This window comes from Rhodococcus sp. EPR-147, assembly GCF_001647185.1.
Lineage (GTDB): Bacteria > Actinomycetota > Actinomycetes > Mycobacteriales > Mycobacteriaceae > Rhodococcoides.
The window spans coordinates 1-19,074 of record NZ_LVCU01000245.1 but is presented as its reverse complement, the minus strand read 5'-3'; the positions used below and the strand labels follow the sequence as shown (position 1 = coordinate 19,074).

The window sequence follows — 19,074 nt, the reverse complement described above, 5'->3', positions numbered from 1 at the left end:
ACCGCGCAGTGGCTCACCACCGGATTCCTGTTGACGATGGCAGTGGTCATCCCCATCACCGGATTCCTGTTCCAGCGCTTCACGTTGCGCCAGGTATTCGTCGCTGCGATGAGCCTGTTCACCGTCGGCACACTGCTCGCAGCCTCTGCCCCGGGCTTCGAGCTGCTCCTGCTCGGACGCGTCACTCAGGCCAGCGGCACGGCGATCATGTTGCCGCTGTTGATGACCACCGTGCTCACGGTGGTTCCGGCGCACAAGCGCGGCGCGATGATGGGCGTGATCTCCATCGTCATCGCCGTGGCCCCCGCCATCGGTCCGACCATCTCGGGAATCATCCTCGATTCGCTGAACTGGCGTTGGATGTTCTGGCTCGTCCTGCCGATCGCACTCGTCGCGTTCGCCATCGGGACCACTCTGGTGAAGAACGTGACCCAGACCGGTCGGCCGTCGTTCGATCCCCTGTCGGTCGTGTTGTCCGCGTTGGCTTTCGGCGGCATCGTCTACGGCCTGAGCAGCCTCGGACACTCGGCCGAGGAGTCGGTCGTACCGGTGTGGCTACCACTGGTGGTCGGAGCGATTGCCCTGGTGGTGTTCGTGCTGCGTCAGGTCGCCCGTCAAGATCAGGGTGGAGCTCTACTGGACATGCGTCCGTTCCGTACCCCCACCTTCAGCGTCGGCCTCGGCATGATCGCGATCTCGATGATGGCCCTGTTCGGCGCTCTGATCCTGCTACCGATGTATCTGCAAAACGTCCGCGGTCTCGACACCCTGGACACCGGCCTGATGCTGCTCCCCGGCGGACTGCTGATGGGCTTGCTCGCGCCGTTCGTCGGGCGCATCTTCGACCGAATCGGACCGCGCCCGTTGGTCATTCCCGGTGCGATGGTGGTGAGCGCCGCGCTGTGGTCGATGACCGTCCTGGACGCGCAGTCCGCCCTTCTGCTCGTGATCGGTATCCACATGCTGCTCTCGGCAGGCCTCGCGCTCATCATGACGCCGCTCATGACCTCGTCGCTGGGATCGCTTCCCGCCCAGCTGTACTCGCACGGTAGTGCCATCTTCAGCACGGTTCAGCAGTTGGCAGGCGCCGCAGGTACCGCACTGTTCGTCACCGTGATGTCGAACACCGCGGCAGCCCGAATCGCCGACGGCGCAACCGCTGTGGGCGGCTCCGAGGCCGGTATCCACACCGCCTTCCTGTACGGCGGGGCCGTGTCACTGGTGGCGGTGGCAGCGTCGTTCTTCATCCGGGCACCGGCGCGCAGTGATCGCGACGCCGTCGCCCCTGCACAACCGGTTCACTGAATCACTCGACTTCGATCAGCTTCACGGCCGCAGCGACGATCTGGTCTTCCGACAGGAGGACCAGGTCGGCCGCGGCACCGAGTGGTACGAACGAATTTGCGCTCGACACTCTGCCGATGGCACCGTCGTAACCTCCCTCGACCAGAGCGGTCACGACGCCCTCGCCGACTCCCCCGTCGTGCCGGGTCTCGTCGGCGATCAATACCCGATCGAATTCCGAGAGCCGGTGCAACAGATGCTCGCTCGGGAGCGGAACGATCCATCGCACATCGACCACCGTCACGCCGATCCCGTGTTCGCGCAACGTGGACGCGGCCCGTCTACTCATCACGACGCCGTTCCCGAACGTGACGATGGCCAGATCCATGCCATCGCCATGCGTTGCGACAGTGCCGAACTCGGCCGGGCCTTCGTCGGTGCAGCGGAGCGCTCCGTCACCGTCGAGCAGGTCGGTGCGGTGATACAGCGCGATCGGCTCCAGGAAAACGCAGACCCGCCCTTCCTCGACGGCCAATGCCACACAGGTTCGGAGCAGACCGGCGGCCTCCGCCGCCGAACTCGGGACAGCAACCACTACGCCCGGAATGTCGCGCAGAACGGCGACCGCATTGTCGTTGTGGAAGTGCCCACCGAAACCACGCTGATACGCCAGGCCTGCGATACGCACGACCATCCCGTTGGTGAACTGCGAATCGGAGAAGAACTCGAGCGACGCGGCCTCACCGCGCAGCTGATCCTCGGCGTTGTGCAGGTACGCCAGATACTGGATCTCGGGTATCGGAACGAATCCTGCGAGCGCAGTACCGAGGGCGGTGCCGAGCACGGTCTGCTCGTCGAGCAGGGTATCGAAAACCCTTGCTGCGCCGAACTTCTTGCGCAAACCTTTCGTGACGCCGTAGACGCCACCCTTGACGGCCACGTCCTCGCCGAACACGAGGACGTCAGGTCGCGCCGCCATGATGTCGGTGAGCGTCCTGTTGATCATGGCGGCGAGCGTCAGACGCTGCTCGCTGGTCACGCCTCGCAGGCTCTGCTCGGTGGCGGCCACCGCGCTCGGTCGCCGTTCGGTGAGCGGGGCCATCACCGCGTCCGCGGTAGCCAGGCGCGATGACGCCCCGGACCGCAGTGACTCGACCATGTGCTCGGCCTCGGTCATGACGGTCTGGCGCATCGCCTCGTAGCGGCCTTCGACGTCGGCTGCCGAGAGCACACCGGCACCGATCAGCGCACGTGCGCCGGCGAGCAACGGATCTCGAATGTAGTCGCCGACGATGTCTGCGTTGGTGCGGTACGCGAGTTCGGCATCGGAACCGGCGTGGCCCATCAACCGCACCGTTTCGAGGTGGAGGACCACTGGACGCCGCCTCGCCCGTACCGTCGCTACCGCAGCGTCGACGGTGCGCATCAGTGCGATCGGATCATCGCCGTCGGCGCGCACGTACTCGATCGACGGTAATCGGCCGAGCGACTGCGCGATCCACCCCCGCGGCGATCGAGTACTGATGCCGATTCCGTTGTCCTCGCAGACGAACAGGATCGGCATCGGGACGGATTGGTGTGCGCAGTAGGCCGCCGAGTTCAGCGCACCCACCGTCGTCGAATGATTGGCCGAGGCATCGCCGAAGCTGCACACGACGATTGCGTCCTCGGGCCACGGGGTTCGATGACGGAGTGCCTTCGCCCGCCCCAGTGCGAAGGCCAGGCCGACTGCGCGCGGAACCTGCGAACCGATGGTCGATGTCTGCGGAACGATCCCCAGATCCGGATGTCCGAACACCTTGTGGCGGCCGCCGGACATGGGATCGGATGTCGAGGCAATCAGGCTCGCCAGGACGTTCTGAATCGGCGTCGAACCCGGATACTGTTGTGCGCGTGCGGCATAGAAGCCGCCGGATCGGTAGTGCAGGAGCGCCGGGTCGGTGACCGTGGTCGCGGCACCGACGGCGGCGTTGGCCTCGTGCCCGGACGAGCCGATGGTGTAGTAGCCGAAGCCCGCGGACTGCAACCAGCGCGCGGCGAAGTCGAGATGCCGGCTCGCGAGTTGCGCGTCGAAGTACCGGATCAGTCGCTGCGGATCCGCGTCGACCGACCGACCGGGCCGGATCGACCGAACCTGCTGCAGGAAGTACTCGTCGATCGCCTCGGCCACACTCGCACCCTTGTTCCCGTAGAGCTGTCTCCATCGAGCCGAGCTGCGTGGATCAGCTCAGGGCGATCATATCCATTGGAGTGCTGAGCAACCGGCCGACGAGGGCGAGGAACTGCGATCCCTGCTGGCCGTCGACGAGACGGTGATCGAACGAGAGCGACAGTGTCGTCACCGACCGCAGTGCAATGGCACCCTCGTGTTCCCAGGGCATGCGGCGGATCGAACCGAAGCACAGGATGGCCGCTTCGCCGGGATTGAGGATGGGAGTGCCTGCATCGACACCGAACACTCCGACGTTGGTGATGGTGATGGTGCCGTCGGCCAGGTCGGCAGGACTGCTCTTGCCCTCCTTGGCCGTGCGCGTCAGCTCTGCCAGTGCGCGCGCGATATCCACCAACGAGAGTTCGTGGGCGTCCTTGATGTTGGGAACCATCAATCCGCGCGGGGTCGCCGCGGCGATGCCGAGGTTCACGTAGTACTTGGTGACGATCTCCTGAGCGGCCTCGTCCCAGGACGAGTTGAGCGAGGGATTCGATTTCAGCGCAACGAGAACCGCCTTGGCGACCAGCGCCAGCGGAGTCAGCCGCACATCGGCGAAGTGAGCCGAAGACCGTAGGGACTCCAGCAATGTCAGGGTCTCGGTGACGTCCACGGTCACGAACTCGGTGACGTGCGGAGCGGTGAATGCACTGCGCACCATGGCATCCGCCGTGTGCTTGCGCACTCCCTTGATCGGTGTGCGTACTTCGCGGCCGACCCTCAGTGGGGTCTGCTCCCCTTCCGAACCCTCACCCGCGAGGTACGACTCGACATCGTCGCGGGTGACGTCGCCGCGAGCTCCGGTCGGGGGTACCTCGGCAAGATCGACGGCGTTGTCCTTTGCGATCTTTCGCACCGGCGGTGCAGCGAGCGGTTTTCCGTTCTGCCCGCTCGATGTCGGAGCGACCGGCGTGCTCCCCCGGCCGCCGCGTCGACTCGATCCTTCCTTCGCCACGCCGTAGCCGACGAGAACCGGGACGCGTTCCTCGCTGTCCTCCACCGGACTCGCGTCGTCCACATCGGCGGCGGGCTCGGGGGTAGCTGCCTCGTCGTCGGTGCCTCCATCGACTCGGATGTCGATGATCGGGACCCCGACCTCGACGGTGTCACCTTCCGACACATGAAGGGCAGCAACGACGCCCGCGAACGGTGAGGGAAGTTCGACGGCGGCCTTGGCCGTCTCGACCTCGGCGATGTTCTGATTCAACTCGATGGTGTCACCGACGGCGACGAGCCAGGTCAGCAGATCGGCTTCGGTGAGTCCTTCCCCGAGGTCGGGCAACGGAAAGCTCTTGATGGTGGGCATCGTCGAATCCTGTTCGGTACGTATCGGCGGCGGTCGGTGAGCGCGAGGTCAGTGCGAGCGGCAGCGGTCGACTGCGTCGAGAATCCGGTCGACGTCGGGGAGATAGAACTTCTCCAACTTCGACGCCGGGTACGGAGTACCGAAGCCGCCGACGCGCAGCACCGGCGCTTCGAGGTTGTAGAAGCAGCGTTCGGAGATTCGAGCGGCGATCTCGGAGCCGAGGCCCATGAACACGGGGGCCTCGTGCGTGACGACCAGCCGTCCGGTCTTGCGTACCGAGGCCTCGATGGTCTCGAAGTCGATGGGTGAGAGCGAACGAAGATCGATGACCTCGATCGACACCCCCTCGAGGGCAGCGACTTCGGCGGCTTTGCGGGCAGTGGCGACGAGCGGTCCGTACGCGATCAAGGTGAGCTCGGTGCCCTCGGTGACCACCCGCGCCCGATGCAGCGGGTACGACGCGTCGGCATCGAGGTCGATCGGGCTCTTCTCCCAGTACCGACGCTTCGGCTCGAAGAACAGGACCGGATCGTCGCTGGCGATGGCCTGCTGAATCATGGAGTAGCCGTCGGCGGCGTTGCTGCACGTGACGACGCGAAGTCCTGCGGTCTGCGCGAAATAGCCTTCGGGAGACTCCGAGTGATGCTCGACGGCACCGATTCCGCCGCCGTAGGGCACCCGAATCGTCATGGGAATCTTGACGTTTCCACTGGTGCGGTAGTGCAGTTTGGCGACCTGCGAGACGATCTGGTCGAACGCCGGATAGATGAAGCCGTCGAACTGGATCTCGCACACGGGGCGGAATCCCCGCATCGCGAGTCCGACTGCGGTGCCGATGATGCCCGACTCCGCCAGCGGCATGTCGAGTACCCGTCCGGGGCCGAAGTCCTTCTGCAGGCCGTCGGTGATGCGGAAGACGCCGCCGAGCTTGCCGATGTCCTCGCCCATCAGCAGGACCTTCGGATCGTTCTCCATCGCTCGCCGCAGACCTGCGTTGATGGCCTTGCCCAACGGAAGACTGGTGGGTCGCTGCGGCGCAACATGTTCCAACGTGGTCATGACATGGCTCCTTCGAATCCGGCTCGGTACGAGGCGAATTGAACGCGCTCGTCGTCCAGGAGGGGGTGGGGATCGGCGTAGACGTTGTCGAACACCGACATCGCTTCCGGCTCGACGGTCTCGAGGCAACCGCGACGAAGCTCGGCAGCGACGTCGTCGGCCGTCCGCTTCACCGAGGCGGCGAACGCGTCGTCGAACACGCCGATTCGCCTCAGTAGCTTCTCGATTCGGTCGATCGGATCCTTGGCGCGCCATTCGTCGTCGGTGGCACCCGAGCGGTATCGCGTCGGATCGTCGGAAGTGGTGTGCGGGCCCATGCGGTAGGTGACGGCCTCGATGAGCGTCGGGCCGCTGCCCTCGCGGGCGCGAGCGAGAGCTGCCCTGGTGACGGCCAGGACGGCGAGAACGTCGTTGCCGTCGACGCGGACCGAGGGAATGCCGTAGCCCTCACCGCGAGCGGCGATCGTTGCCTTGGTCTGCACGGTCACCGGCTCGGAGATCGCCCACTGGTTGTTCTGGCAGAAGAACACCACCGGTGCGTGAAAACTGGCGGCGAAACCGAGCGCCTCGGAGATGTCGCCCTGGCTGGTTGCGCCGTCGCCGAAGTAGGTGATGGCCGCGCCCTCGGCTCCCTCGAGCTGCATGCCGATGGCGTACCCGGTGGCGTGCAATCCCTGCGAGCCGACGATGATCGCGGGCGTAGTCATGCGGTACTCGTACGGGTTCCAGCCGGACAGCGTCGAGCCGCGCCAGAAGCGCAGCATGCGGGTGGGGTCGACGCCTCGGCAGTAGGCGACGCCGTGCTCGCGGTAGCTGGCGAACACGAAGTCCTCGGTGTCGAGCGCTCGAGCCGAACCGACCTGCGCCGCTTCCTGCCCGAGCAGCGGTGCCCACAGCCCCAGTTCGCCCTGTCGCTGTAGCGCGGTCGCCTCGGTGTCGATGCGCCGGACGACCACGAGATCGCGATACATCTCCATCATCGCGGCCGTGTCGATGTCCGCGACGAGAGGTGAGTAGGTCTCGTTGCGGACCACCGTTCCAGATTCTTTGATCAGCTGTACCAGCGAGGTGGTGTTCATGTTCGTCGCACTCTCCGTCGTGGTGTGATGTCCTTCACAAGAACACCACCAACAGCCAGAGTGCACAAGTGCCGACTTCAGAACTGCGCACAATGCACAATATTGGGTAACGACCGAGCGACAGGAAGTGCGCAATGACCGATTTGGACAAGACCGACGCCCGACTCCTCCTCGCCCTCTGCGCCAAGCCGCGAGCCACCGGCGTCGAACTCGCCACCACCTTGGGGCTGTCCCGCAACACTGTGCAGGCGCGCCTCGGTCGATGGGACGACAAGGGATCGCTCACGCCGATCGATCACCGCATTCCACCGAAATCTCTCGGCCGCCCGCTGCAGGCATTCGTCACAGCTCAGGTCAACCAGCACACCCTGGCTGCGGTCACCGAACACCTGCGCACCATTCCGGAAGTGCTCGAGGTGTTCGGACTGTCCGGCGCTGCGGACATGCACATTCGCATCGCCGCAGTCGACGCCGACGACCTGTATCGCATCGCAGGTCTCATCCTCGATATCCCCGGCGTCGAGCGCACCAACATGTCCATCGCGATGAGCGAGTTGATCCAGTACCGCACCAAGCCGTTGCTTGAGCAGCTCGCCGAGGACGGCCGACGCTGAGCAGGCAGACCATCCCCGCGAGATCGATCAGGGCCGCACCGTGCAACATGCACGTTCTCGGCAACGGCGGTTGACCAACGTGCACGTTCACGGCACTCTTCGACGGACATGTTCCCGGACACCATCCATTTCCGGGTACCGCCGCCTCATCACCGAAAGAGACCGCCTGTGTCCGTCGTTGCCGACCACCCCGCCGCCGCGCCCACCCCGACCGACCACGTGCCGACGGGCGTCTTCGATCGTCCCGACATGCCGCGCGACTCCGCGCACGAACGCGTCGTGTTCTGTCAGGATCCCGACACCGGGCTGCGCGCGATCATCGCGGTCCACTCCACCGCGTTGGGACCCGCTCTCGGCGGAACTCGCTTCTACCCCTATGCATCCGAGCAGGATGCGTTGACCGATGTACTACGGCTCTCCCGGGGAATGACCTACAAGGCGGCCGTCGCGGGAGTCGATCCCGGTGGCGGTAAAGCGGTGATCATCGGCAACCCCAACGCCATCAAGACCCCGACTCTGCTGGGCGCGTACGGCCGGTTCGTCGAGTCGCTCGGCGGAACGTACGTGACGGCGGGCGATGTGGGCACCAACAGCGACGATCTCGACATCATCGCCGAAGAGACGGCGCACGTCGTCGGCAAGAACACCACCGCAGGCGGCACCGGCGACAGCGGCCCCCAAACCGCGCTCGGAGTCTTTCTCTCCCTCCTGGCCGCAGCCGAATCGACCTGGGGCTCGGACGATCTGACCGGAAAGCGCGTCGGCGTCGAGGGTGCGGGCAAAGTGGGCTACAACCTCGTCGCCCTGCTTCGCGATGCCGGTGCCGAGGTGATCGTCAGCGACTCCTACGCGCCCGCCCTCGATCGCATCGCCCTGGACTTCCCCGGTGTCACCGTCGGATCCGACATCATCGGTGCCGACATCGACGTCTACGCCCCGTGCGCCATGGGTGCCACTCTCGACGCATCCTCGGTGGCCCGGTTGTCGGCGTCCATCGTGTGCGGCGCGGCGAACAATCAACTCCTCACACCCGATGTCGAAGCCCTGCTGGCTGCGCGCGAAATCGTCTGGGTACCCGACTACGTCGCCAACGCCGGTGGCCTGATCCAGGTGGAAGGCGAACTGCGCGGCAAGGATTCGGCCGAGGTGATGGCCACGATCGGCAAGATCCGCGATACCGTCGCCGGCATCTTCGCCATCGCCCGCACCGAGGGCATCCTGCTGGGAGCCGCGGCCGATCGCCTGGCCGAGGATCGAATCGCCGCCGCGCAGAACTGACCGGCGGCCTGCATACGACGCTCCACTCCCTGCCGTAAATCGGCGATACCCGCGCCACAGGCCGCGGAGTGGAGCGCTACGTGCAGCGGCTACTGCAGCGCGATGTACTTGGTCTCGAGGTATTCCTCGATACCCTCCGAACCACCCTCGCGTCCGAAGCCCGATTCCTTGACGCCACCGAACGGGGCGGCCGCGTCGGAGATCGCACCGCGATTGACCCCGACCATGCCGGTCTCCAGAGCCGCCGACACCCGCAGGGCGCGGTCCAGGCTCTCGGTGAAGAAGTACGCCACCAACCCGTATCGGGTGTCGTTGGCCCCAGCGATGGCCTCGGGCTCGGTGTCGAATCCGATGATCGCCGCCACGGGGCCGAAGATCTCGTCCTGCAACAGATTCGCGTCGGCAGGAATCGAGTCGAGAACCGTGGGCGAGTAGAAGAAGCCGGGTCCCTCGGGCGTCGTGCCCCCGGTGCGCACCCGGGCACCCTTGGCCACCGCATCGTCAACCAGTGCGGTGACCGTTCGGCGCTGCTTGTCGTTGATCAGTGGGCCGATGTCGGTGCCCTCTCGATCACCAGGGCCGACCGTCAATGCCTCGATGCGCGCCGTCAACTTCGCGGTGAATTCCTCACGCACGGAGTTCGCGACGTACAGCCGATTCGCTGCCGTGCAGGCCTCGCCGCCGTTGCGCATCTTGGCCAGCATCGCCCCGTCGACAGCGGCGTCGATGTCGGCGTCGTCGAACACGATGAACGGCGCATTGCCGCCGAGCTCCATCGACGTCCGTAGCAGTCGGTCGGCTGCGTTGCGCACCAACAGCTTTCCCACTCCGGTCGATCCGGTGAACGTGACCTTCCTCAGTCTCGGGTCGTCCATCAACGGCCCGGTGACGGAGGCGGCGTCGGAGGTGGGAAGTATCGACAGCACACCGCTGGGCAACCCCGCGTCGGCGAACACCTGTCCGAGCAGAAGCATCGTCAACGGGGTGTCCTCGGCCGGTTTGACGATGACGGTGCAGCCGGCCGCGAGTGCCGGGCCGATCTTGCGTGTGCCCATGGCCAACGGAAAGTTCCACGGGGTGATCGCCAGGACCGGCCCGACGGGCGACTTGCTGACCAGGATCGAGCCGTTGCCCGCAGGGGCGGGTGTGAACCGGCCGCCGATTCGGACGGCCTCCTCGCTGAACCAGCGTAGGAATTCGCTGCCGTACTTCACCTCACCGTGGCTCTCCGCCAACGACTTTCCCATTTCGAGTGTCATCAGCAGAGCGAAGTCGGCAGCACGCTCCTGCAGCAGATCGAAGGCGCGCCGCAGAATCTCGGCTCGCTCGCGGGCGGGCGTCGCCGCCCACCCCGGCTGCGCCTCGGCGGCACGGTCGAGCGCGGCGATGCCGTCGGCCGCGGTGGCGTCGGCGACTGTGGTCAGCTCGTCGCCGGTCGCCGGGTTCAGCACGGCGAATCGTGCGCCCGACGCAGAGGGCGATTGCACACCACCGAGCCAGAGATCGGTGGGCAGCGAGGAGATCAGATCGTGAGCATCCATCAGTTCCCCTGCGCCACAGTGCGAAGCGAGTCTTCGAGCACGGTCAAAGCATCATCGAGCAACTCGTCGGAGATCACCAGGGGCGGCAGCAACCGGATGACGTTGCCGTAGGTGCCGCACGTCAGCACGATCACTCCGGCCTCGAGTGCCGCCGCCGCAACGGCTTTGGTGGCCTCCGGGTTGGGCTCACGCCCACCCGGCAGCACGAGCTCGAGCGCAAGCATGGCTCCGCGGCCGCGCACCTCACCGATGATGCCGACCTCGGACGCCAACGCACTCAGTCGCTCGAACACGATGCGTTCGATGTCGCGCGCTCGGTCATTGAGCTCGAGTGTCTCCATCTGCTCGATGGACGCCAGGGCCGCGGCGCAGGCGACGGGGTTACCGCCGTACGTGCCACCGAGCCCACCGGGGTGCACGGCATCGATCAGGTCGGCACGGCCGGTGACCGCGGCCAGCGGCATCCCGCCCGCGATGCCCTTCGCCATCGTGATCAGATCCGGTACGACGCCCTCGTGCTCGCTGGCGAACCAGGCCCCGGTCCGAGTGAAGCCGGACTGCACCTCGTCGGCGATCAACACGACGCCGTTCTCACGTGCCCAATCCGCCAGTGCAGGCAGAAATCCTTCTGCGGGCACGATGAAGCCGCCCTCACCCTGAATCGGCTCGATCAGGATGGCCGCGAGATTGCCTGCACCGATTTGCTTGTCGATGACGGAGATCGCTCGCGCCGCAGCCTGGGCACCGGTGAGCGCAGAACCGTCGACGTTCAGACCTTCGCGGAACGGATACGACATCGGCGCTCGATAGACCTCGGGAGCGAACGGCCCGAATCCGCTCTTGTACGGCATCGACTTCGACGTCAGTGCCATCGTCAGGTTGGTGCGGCCGTGGTACGCGTGGTCGAACACGACGACAGCGGACCGCCCGGTGGCGTGACGTGCGATCTTCACGGCGTTCTCGACGGCCTCGGCACCACTGTTGAACAGGACGCTGCGCTTGTCGTGATCGCCCGGGGTCAACTCGGCCAGCTTCTCGGCGACCTCGATGTAGCCCTCGTAGGGCGCAACCATGAAGCACGTGTGGGTGAAGTGTGCGACCTGATCCTGCACGGCGGCAACAACTGCCGGGTTCGAGGCACCCACGGTGGTCACGGCGATTCCGGCCCCGAGGTCGATCAGCGAGTTTCCGTCCACGTCGACCACGACGCCACCGTCCGCGTCGGCCACGTACACCGGCAGCGTCGACGCCACGCCTGCACCGACGACGGCCTTGCGGCGCTGCGCCAACGCCGCCGACTTCGGCCCGGGGAAGGCGGTGACGATCTTGCGCTCCTGCGGAAGTCGGTACTCGATCGAGGCCATGGGTCGCACCTTTCGTGTGGGCTTGTCGTGCAAGTATGCGACTCGACGAGCGCGACGGCCGGACGCCATTTCGTACACCTCGACGGCACATTGCACTCCATTTCGGCAGTTCTGCCGCTACAGTTTCACCGGTGAGCGTGCAGATGTCCTGGCTGTTGAGGCAGCAACACCTTCGCCTGAGTCACCGCGGCGGACCGGAGCGCAGCGCTGCTCCCATCACCTTCGCGCAGGCGACCGAACTCATCGATCCCAGTCCGTGGCTGTCGGGCGGTGAACTGATTCTCACGACCGGACTCGGCTTCGACGCCGACGGCCCGGCCCTCGGTACCTACGTCCGGACCTTGGCAGCCGCGGGTGTCGCCTGTCTCGGATTCGGAGTCGGGTTGTCCCACAGCACTATTCCCCGTCACATTCTCGACACCGCCGAGGATGTCGGGCTTCCCGTCGTGGAGGTTCCCTACGACATCCCGTTCGCCGCCGTCATCAGAGCGGTCATGAAACGCATAGCCGAGCAGGAATACGAGCAGGTTCTGCGTGCGGCGTCGGTCCAGACCCGCATCACCAGGGCAGCACTGCACGGCGGCGTCGACGCGATCGTTCGCGAACTGGCCGTCGCCACGTCCACGTCGGTGGCGCTGATCGGCAATCGCACCGAATCGTTCCATCCCGCCGCCGCGGCGGATCTCGTCGAACGCGCCCGCGACGTGGCCCGCAGCATTCGCCCGTCGTCGGCACCGGCCACGGTGTCGGTCAGCGAACCGGGGTGCACCGTCACTCTGCATTCGGTCGCCATCTCCGGCGGGGCGTCGAGCTTTCTCGCCATCCGCACCGCAGGCCCGGTGACGGGCGTCGAGCAGATCCTGCTCGGGCACGCGGTGTCGCTGGTGACCCTCGAACTCGAGAAGCCCACGCGGCTGCGCGCCGAGCAGTCGCGACTCAACACGCTCGCGCTCGGATTGTTGCTGGACGGCCATCTGCCCTCCCCGGACGGCAACGCGCTACCGAGCTATCTCGTCGACGCCGCCGACGACGACTCTCGCATCAGGGTCGCAGTTGTCCGCGGACCGTCCGAGCGCATCGTCGAGGCGATCGATGCCGAGTGCCGAGCCAGGGCGCGGCCCACGTTCACTCGGCAGACCGACACCGGTGTGGTGGTGTTGTTCCGCGGTAGCGACGACTCCGATGTGGTTGCCCGACTGATGGATTCACTGCCGAGGTCGGTGCGCGTCGGGCTCAGTTCCAGCCACCCCATCACCGAGACTCCCCTCGCTCTGAAGCAGGCTTCGCTCGCGTGCGCAGCGGCCGGCTCGGGCGATCGGATCGTCGAATTCACCGGATCGATGCTGTTGGCCTCCGAACCGGTACAGGAATCGTTGCGTGCGATGGCCGCCGTGACCATTGCCGTGCTGTCCGAGTACGACCGCACCCACACCGCCGATCTGGTGGGATCGCTTCAGGCTTTCCTCGAAGCGAACGGGCATTGGGAGACCGCTGCGGCGAACCTGTCCGTTCATCGCCACACGCTGCGAAACCGGATCACCCGATGCGAAGAATTACTGTCGGTCGATCTGACGTCGGCGCGGGTGCGGGCGGAATTGTTGCTTTCACTGCTTGCCGCGACATCGTGAACATCGTCAATCGTGTCAGTATTTCTCGATGAACACGCCGCAGCCCCACATCGCCGTCGCCACTGCGAAATCGGTTCGACTCGGAGTACTGCTGGCGGCAGTCGGTGGATTCCTCGACGCGTACACCTACATCACCCGCGGTGGCGTGTTCGCCGGCGCGCAGACCGGCAATGTCGTGTTGCTCGGCGTCGATGTCGCCGCCGGTCGGTGGGTCGAGGCTCTGGCTTTCCTACCCCCGTTGGCGGCCTTCGTCCTGGGCGTCGCGACCGCAGAATTCATCGCGCTGCCCGCGGTTGCGAGGATCGTGCGACGACCGGTGCGGGCGGTGCTGGTGTTCGAGATCCTCGTGGTCCTCGTCGTCGGATTTCTGCCGGCCACCGTCCCCGACGCCGTGGTCTCGGTGATCCTCGCTCACGTCGCCGGAGTGCAGGTGACCACCTTTCGTGTGCTGGTGGATTCACCGTTCAACACCACGATGACGACCGGCAATCTCCGCAGCATGGCGATGGCGGCATTCCACCGGGTGGTCGAACACGATCTCGAGGCCGGCATCCGCGCCCGACGGTTCGGCGCGGTGATCTCCGGATTCTTCGGTGGGGCGCTGCTCGGCGCAGTCGCGGTCGAGCTGTTCGGGCTACGGGCGATCTGGGTCGTAGCCGTGATGCTGACCGTCGCTCTTGCACTGTTCGTGTTCGACGAGCGCACACCCAGGTCGTTGTCTCCGAAAGGTCAGTCGCCCAACCGAAGCGGAGCGATCGACTCGAACACATCGCCCGGCCCCGGGTTGCCTTCTGCCGACGAACCGCCCAAGTGATGCACAACGCCCCACACCGCGTTGAGTGCGGTGTGAATGGCTCCCTCGGCCCACCCTGCCGTCCACGAGATGTCGTCGCCGGCGAGAAAGATCCCCCGGTGCCGAGGTTCGAGGTCGTGCTGCACGAAATGGGTGAACAGTCTTTCCTGGTATCGGTAGTGCCCCGGCAGATTCGCCTTGAATGCGCCCATGAAATCGCGTTCGGTTTCCCAGGACAGAGTCACCGGGGTGGAGATGATGTGACTGCGGAAGTCGACACCGGGATAGATCTCCTCCAACGATCGCAGCATGATGTTCATGCGCTCGGTCGGATCCAGGGCCAGCAGCTTGAGCGAGTCGTCGGACCACGTGTAGGACAGGCAGATCAGCCCGGGCTTGCCCTCACCCTGGTCGAGTAGGTACGTGCCGCGACTCATTCGATCGGTCAGCGTCATGCTCACCAGATCGCGGCCGGTGACCGGATCCTTGTCCTTCCAGAACGGACGATCGACGAGTGCGAACACCTTGGTCGACCCCATGTAGTGGGTACGTTCGATGGCGGTCCAGTGGTCGATGGGAAACAGATCGTCGTCGCATCTGATGTTGCTCAGCAGCATCCAGCTCTGGGCGGTCACGACGGCGGCGGCGTAGGTGCGGATGTTGCCACGATCGTCGTGGATCGTGGTGCCGCCGTCGGTGCGCCTGATCCCGGTGACGCGCGACATCGTGGTGCCGCCGTTCAGTGACGCCAACGACGTGCCTGCGGGCCAGTGCGCCATGTTCGCCGGCGAGTCGGTCCACAACCGCATCGGGAGTTGCTGTGAGCCGCCGACGATTCCGCGATGGTGATCGTCCGCTGCCGTGATGACGACGCGAAGGATCTCGAGGATCGAGTTGGGATAGTCGGTGTCCCATCCGCCCGTTCCGAAACCGACCTGGCCGAACAACTCTCGCATCCGAAACGACGAGAAGTGCTCGGACGCAGCGAGGAAACCGTAGAAGGTCTGATCGTCGAACTTCACGATCAGCTCGTTCCAGATCCGCTTGATCTCGGCCACGTCCCGCCTGCGGATGGCGCGCTGCAGCGGAATCAACTCGGCGTGCTCCTCGAGCGTCCTGTTCCACGCGTCGGCGACCTCGGCGAAGATCGGCGGGAGATCGTCGAGCTTGCGTGCGTAGTGGCTCTCACCCTTGAGGTCGATCACCGTACTGGGGGTCACCTCGGCCAGCGGGTTCGGAAACGGCGTCGTCTCGAGCCCGACGGCGTCGAGGTAGTGGAACAGCGCGGTCGACGACGGCGGAAAACGCATCGCGCCCATCTCTGCCACCACACCCGGGTGCCCGTCGAACGGTACCGAGCGCATCCGGCCGCCGATCCGATCCGATTCGTACACAACGGGTTCCATGCCGAGCTTCAGCAATTCGTGGGCGACGACCATACCGGCGAGTCCGCCGCCGATCACGGCGACCCGGGTACCGAGGGCCGCGTCGGGAATGCTCCCCAGGCCGGCCGGATGCGCGAGGTAATCGTCGTACGCGAACGGGAAGTCCGGGCCGAACATCGTGAGCGGCTGGTCGTCCTCGGATGCGATTGCGCTGTCCGGGGTGACGGGTGTGGTCATCGGTCGGTCTCCTGCTCGGCCCGTGAGGGTCCTGTCGGGTAGAGGTCGGTGCGGCGGTCGGCCAGATGGGTGTTGACCGCACGCGATCGAGCGAGCTCGGCCGGATCCAGCTCGAAGGTCAGCAGTTCTTCGTGTTCACCGGCTCGCGCGAGGTCGTTGCCGGCCGGCCCGACGGCACAGGTCAGCCCGCAATATCTCAGGCTCGCCTCGGTGCCGCAGCGATTGACGTAAGTGATGAACAGTTGGCTCTCGTACGCCCGCGTGGGAACGACGTGAGTGGCGATGATCTCGAACGGGGTCATCAGACCGGTGGGAACGATCAACCATTCGGTGCCGGCATCGGCGTGCGCGCGAACGGCTTCGGGAAATTCGACGTCGTAGCAGGTGAGTACACCGCACCGCAGCCCGCCGAAGTCGAACTGCACCACCAGGTCCGGCCCCGGGGTGAAGTGGGTGCGATCGAGGGCCCCGAACAGGTGCGTCTTGCGATAACGCGCAACCGATTGTCCGGATGCGTCGACCACCTGCACCGCGTTGAACACGGCCTCGCCCCCGTGATTCGAATGACCGAGTTCGGGGTATCCGTACACGATCGCGACACCGTGTGTTCGCGCGATCGAGGCGATGCGCTCGAAGATCGAACCGTCGAACGTTTCGGCTCGTTCGCGCACGAGATCACCGATGTCGTAGCCGCTCACCGACATTTCCGGGGTCACCAGCATCGACGCGCCTGCTTCGGCTGCGCTGCGCGCCGCGGCATCGATCGCCGACAGGTTGGCCTCGACGTCGGCGGAGAACTCCGGCCCTTGGAACAGCGACACGATGACCGTCATGGGCGAAACTCCGGTTTCCTGTTGTGCAACTCTTCTGGCAGCGCAGGTGCCAGCACCCACAGGACCCGGGCACCACCACTGCTGTCGCTGCGAAAACTGTGCGGGCGTCGCGGCGAGAACGTGAACGCATCGCCCGGTCCGAGCAGCACGTCGTCACCGCCGAAGGCACCGCCTGGATCTTCTTCGAAGGTCACTCGAACCTCGCCGGACAGCACGTGTACGAACGTGACGTCCAACGGCAGGGTGTACGCCTCCGCGCCACTGCCGCCACCTTCCTCGATCTCCCCCAGCAGTACCTGGACCCGCCGCTCCCCGACCGGGGTCAACAGATACTCCGCCATCGCCGTTCCCCCGAACATGATGCGCGGCAACGATTGCGCGCGCACCACTTCACCGGCGGGGGCGTCGTCGAACAAAGAGCCGACCGGAACGTCGAGCGCAGCACAGACCCGAACCAACGACGCGACCGATGCGTTCACCTGATCGCGCTCGAGCTTGGACAGGTACCCCTTGGTCACCCCGCAGGTATCGGCGAGTGCGTCGAGAGTCAGCCGCTTCTTCTTGCGTGCTTCCTTCAGTCGCGCGCCGATACGTGGCGCGTCGTTCTCGACCGAAGCAGCAATCGACACCGTCATCGCCTCTCAGGAAACTCGTGTTGACAAGATCGTGCATCAGAGTAACGCTTGCCGGGCGAACTGGTCGACTCCACTGTCGCCGGACTCCTTAGAATTCGGAAGGAATTCTCGATGAACCCGAGCAGTCCCGAGCACCCACCGATAGGTCCGGTCGACGCGACCAAGGTCCCCCGCTACGCCGAGCCCACCACGTTCGCTCGGCTCCCGCGCCTCGACGAGGTGTCCCGAGCCGACGTGACCATCCTCGGCGTTCCGTTCGATTCCGGCGTGAGTTACCGTCCGGGCGCACGTTTCGGTCCCGGGCACATCCGTGCTGCCTCGAAACTGTTGCGGCCCTACAACCCTGCTCTCGAGGTCTCGCCGTTCGCCCGCCAGCAAGTTGCGGACTTCGGCGATATCGGAGTCAATCCGTTCGACATCACCGAGGCGCTCACCACGGTGCACGACGCGGTGACCGACCTGCGCGCCGACGGCTCCTCGGTTCTGACCCTCGGCGGCGATCACACCATCGCACTGCCGATCCTGCGCTCGCTCGCGCGCGATCACGGGCCGATCGCGGTGCTGCACTTCGACGCGCACCTCGACACGTGGGACACGTACTTCGGTGCGCCCTACACCCATGGAACCCCGTTTCGACGAGCCAGTGAGGAAGGCCTGATCGACCTCGAACGCTCGCAGCACATCGGTATTCGCGGCCCGCTCTACAGCGAGCAGGACCTCGAGGACGATCGCGTTCTGGGCTTCCAGGTGATTCGTTCCGACGATTACGAGGTCGACGGTGTCGCCAGCATCGTCGAACGGATGCGCAGACGTCTGGACGGCGGCCCGGTCTACGTCTCGGTCGACATCGACGTTCTCGACCCCGCACATGCGCCCGGCACCGGCACTCCCGAAGCCGGCGGCATGACCTCCCGAGAGTTGCTCAACACTCTGCGCGGACTCGTCGGCCTGAATGTGGTCGGTGCCGACATCGTCGAGGTCGCGCCGGCCTACGACCACGCCGAGATCACCGGAATCGCTGCGGCTCATGTTGCCTACGAGCTGTTGTCGGTTCTCGCCCTCAACCGATAGGACGTCACCGCCGCGGCAACACCAGGATCGGCACCGGCGAATGACGGATGATCTTCGTCGCCCGGGAACCGAGAAACACCCGAGCGATGGGCCCCAGTGGCCCGGACGATCCGATGGTCAGTACTTCGCCGTCCTGCCAGTGCAATTCGTCGAGGGCTTCGCGCCAACTGCCGGCCGAGGCCAACTCGGTCGTCACCCGATCGACCGGGAGTCCCACCGCAACCGCGTCGTCCACTGCTGCGGTGAGCGCCTCGCTGAGCCCCCGGGACAGCTCGGCGGCGACGTCGTCCTCGGCTCGCAGCCCGATTTCGGGCGGGTACATCGTCGCACCGCGGACCACGAACGACGCCAGACGAAGCGGAACGCCTGCTTCGCTGGCCAGTTCGGCGGTGGGTCCCACCACGCGCGAGGCCTCGCTGTCACCGGAGAACGCGCACGTGATCCGTGTCAGAGTCGCGCGCTCGCGCACGCGATAGCCGCGCGGGGCCAGCGCCACCGTCACCGGCGACGAGTGCAGCAGTTTGTCGGCGGTCGACCCGACGACGACCTGCCCGAGTGCGCCGTCGCCCGAGGAGCCGAGAACCAGAACCGCGGCCCCGAGACTGTCCGCCGCATCGGTCAACGCCGTCGACACCGAGCGGTGCGCGAGGCGGTGGAACGACGCGGCGATATCGGGCGCTTTCTCCTGCAGATAGTGCCGCGCCTTCGCCTCGGATTCGGCTGCCGTTGCCGCCGCCCAATCCGCGAACTCGGCATCG

General features: G+C 65.8%; 16 protein-coding genes. 6 read left to right on the top strand and 10 right to left on the bottom strand.

Annotated elements, in window-relative coordinates:
• The coding region (locus A2J02_RS12000; protein WP_068050393.1) for a DHA2 family efflux MFS transporter permease subunit at window positions 1-1,305 on the top strand (1,305 nt) is incomplete at its 5' end.
• A 1-nt stretch (window position 1,306) separates the two neighbouring features.
• On the opposite strand, the gene A2J02_RS11995 is transcribed toward A2J02_RS12000, so the two are convergent.
• The 4 genes from A2J02_RS11995 to pdhA are packed head-to-tail and all read right to left on the bottom strand — an operon-like array spanning window position 1,307 to window position 6,937.
• Entirely contained in the window at window positions 1,307-3,454 is a 2,148-nt protein-coding gene (locus A2J02_RS11995) for a thiamine pyrophosphate-dependent enzyme (protein WP_068050392.1), read from the bottom strand.
• Window positions 3,455-3,506: 52 nt separating this feature from the next.
• Window positions 3,507-4,799 (bottom strand): dihydrolipoamide acetyltransferase family protein, encoded by a 1,293-nt coding sequence (locus tag A2J02_RS11990; protein ID WP_068050391.1) that lies wholly within the window; start codon window positions 4,797-4,799, stop codon window positions 3,507-3,509.
• Between the two features lie 48 nt (window positions 4,800-4,847).
• The gene (locus A2J02_RS11985) at window positions 4,848-5,858 is read right to left on the bottom strand and encodes an alpha-ketoacid dehydrogenase subunit beta (RefSeq protein WP_068050390.1); all 1,011 of its coding nucleotides are present in this window, start codon (window positions 5,856-5,858) and stop codon (window positions 4,848-4,850) included.
• A complete protein-coding gene (gene pdhA, locus A2J02_RS11980) occupies window positions 5,855-6,937 on the bottom strand; it encodes a pyruvate dehydrogenase (acetyl-transferring) E1 component subunit alpha (protein WP_068050389.1) in 1,083 nt (360 codons plus the stop codon). Before pdhA ends, A2J02_RS11985 begins: the two co-directional genes overlap by 4 nt.
• 134 nt (window positions 6,938-7,071) lie before the next feature.
• Here pdhA and A2J02_RS11975 point away from each other — a divergent pair, with 134 nt between their 5' ends.
• Both A2J02_RS11975 and A2J02_RS11970 read left to right on the top strand, forming a co-directional pair.
• The gene (locus A2J02_RS11975) at window positions 7,072-7,551 is read left to right on the top strand and encodes an Lrp/AsnC family transcriptional regulator (RefSeq protein ID WP_068050387.1); all 480 of its coding nucleotides are present in this window, start codon (window positions 7,072-7,074) and stop codon (window positions 7,549-7,551) included.
• Between the two features lie 168 nt (window positions 7,552-7,719).
• On the top strand, window positions 7,720-8,829 hold the full coding sequence (locus A2J02_RS11970) for a Glu/Leu/Phe/Val family dehydrogenase (protein WP_442971473.1): 1,110 nt from the start codon (window positions 7,720-7,722) through the stop codon (window positions 8,827-8,829).
• Window positions 8,830-8,918: 89 nt separating this feature from the next.
• On the opposite strand, the gene A2J02_RS11965 is transcribed toward A2J02_RS11970, so the two are convergent.
• Together A2J02_RS11965 and gabT are read right to left on the bottom strand one after the other, a co-directional pair.
• Complete coding sequence (locus A2J02_RS11965; protein WP_068050385.1) at window positions 8,919-10,370, bottom strand: NAD-dependent succinate-semialdehyde dehydrogenase; 1,452 nt, start codon at window positions 10,368-10,370, stop codon at window positions 8,919-8,921.
• Window positions 10,370-11,734 (bottom strand): 4-aminobutyrate--2-oxoglutarate transaminase, encoded by a 1,365-nt coding sequence (gene gabT, locus A2J02_RS11960; protein ID WP_068050395.1) that lies wholly within the window; start codon window positions 11,732-11,734, stop codon window positions 10,370-10,372. Before gabT ends, A2J02_RS11965 begins: the two co-directional genes overlap by 1 nt.
• A 131-nt stretch (window positions 11,735-11,865) precedes the next feature.
• Here gabT and A2J02_RS11955 point away from each other — a divergent pair, with 131 nt between their 5' ends.
• The gene (locus A2J02_RS11955; protein ID WP_068050383.1) at window positions 11,866-13,362 is read left to right on the top strand and encodes a PucR family transcriptional regulator; all 1,497 of its coding nucleotides are present in this window, start codon (window positions 11,866-11,868) and stop codon (window positions 13,360-13,362) included.
• A gap of 28 nt (window positions 13,363-13,390) precedes the next feature.
• Window positions 13,391-14,176, top strand: coding sequence for a YoaK family protein (locus A2J02_RS11950; protein WP_068050382.1), 786 nt, complete (start codon window positions 13,391-13,393; stop codon window positions 14,174-14,176).
• Here the strand turns inward: A2J02_RS11950 and A2J02_RS11945 are convergent.
• Genes A2J02_RS11945 through A2J02_RS11935 form a run of 3 tightly spaced genes read right to left on the bottom strand, consistent with a single transcriptional unit; the run spans window position 14,092 to window position 17,245 of the window.
• On the bottom strand, window positions 14,092-15,777 hold the full coding sequence (locus A2J02_RS11945) for a flavin monoamine oxidase family protein (protein WP_068050380.1): 1,686 nt from the start codon (window positions 15,775-15,777) through the stop codon (window positions 14,092-14,094). The genes A2J02_RS11950 and A2J02_RS11945 overlap by 85 nt on opposite strands.
• Window positions 15,774-16,610: a carbon-nitrogen hydrolase family protein gene (locus tag A2J02_RS11940; protein WP_068050378.1), complete on the bottom strand. Its 837-nt coding sequence runs from the start codon at window positions 16,608-16,610 to the stop codon at window positions 15,774-15,776. The genes A2J02_RS11945 and A2J02_RS11940 overlap by 4 nt, the downstream gene beginning before the upstream one ends.
• On the bottom strand, window positions 16,607-17,245 hold the full coding sequence (locus A2J02_RS11935; protein ID WP_068050376.1) for a helix-turn-helix domain-containing protein: 639 nt from the start codon (window positions 17,243-17,245) through the stop codon (window positions 16,607-16,609). Before A2J02_RS11935 ends, A2J02_RS11940 begins: the two co-directional genes overlap by 4 nt.
• A 111-nt stretch (window positions 17,246-17,356) precedes the next feature.
• Between A2J02_RS11935 and speB the strand changes: the two genes are divergently transcribed.
• On the top strand, window positions 17,357-18,316 hold the full coding sequence (gene speB, locus A2J02_RS11930; protein ID WP_068050394.1) for an agmatinase: 960 nt from the start codon (window positions 17,357-17,359) through the stop codon (window positions 18,314-18,316).
• Between the two features lie 4 nt (window positions 18,317-18,320).
• Here speB and A2J02_RS11925 read toward each other — a convergent pair.
• Window positions 18,321-19,074, bottom strand: a 754-nt coding sequence (locus A2J02_RS11925) for a universal stress protein (RefSeq protein ID WP_068050374.1), incomplete at its 5' end; no start/stop codon positions are given.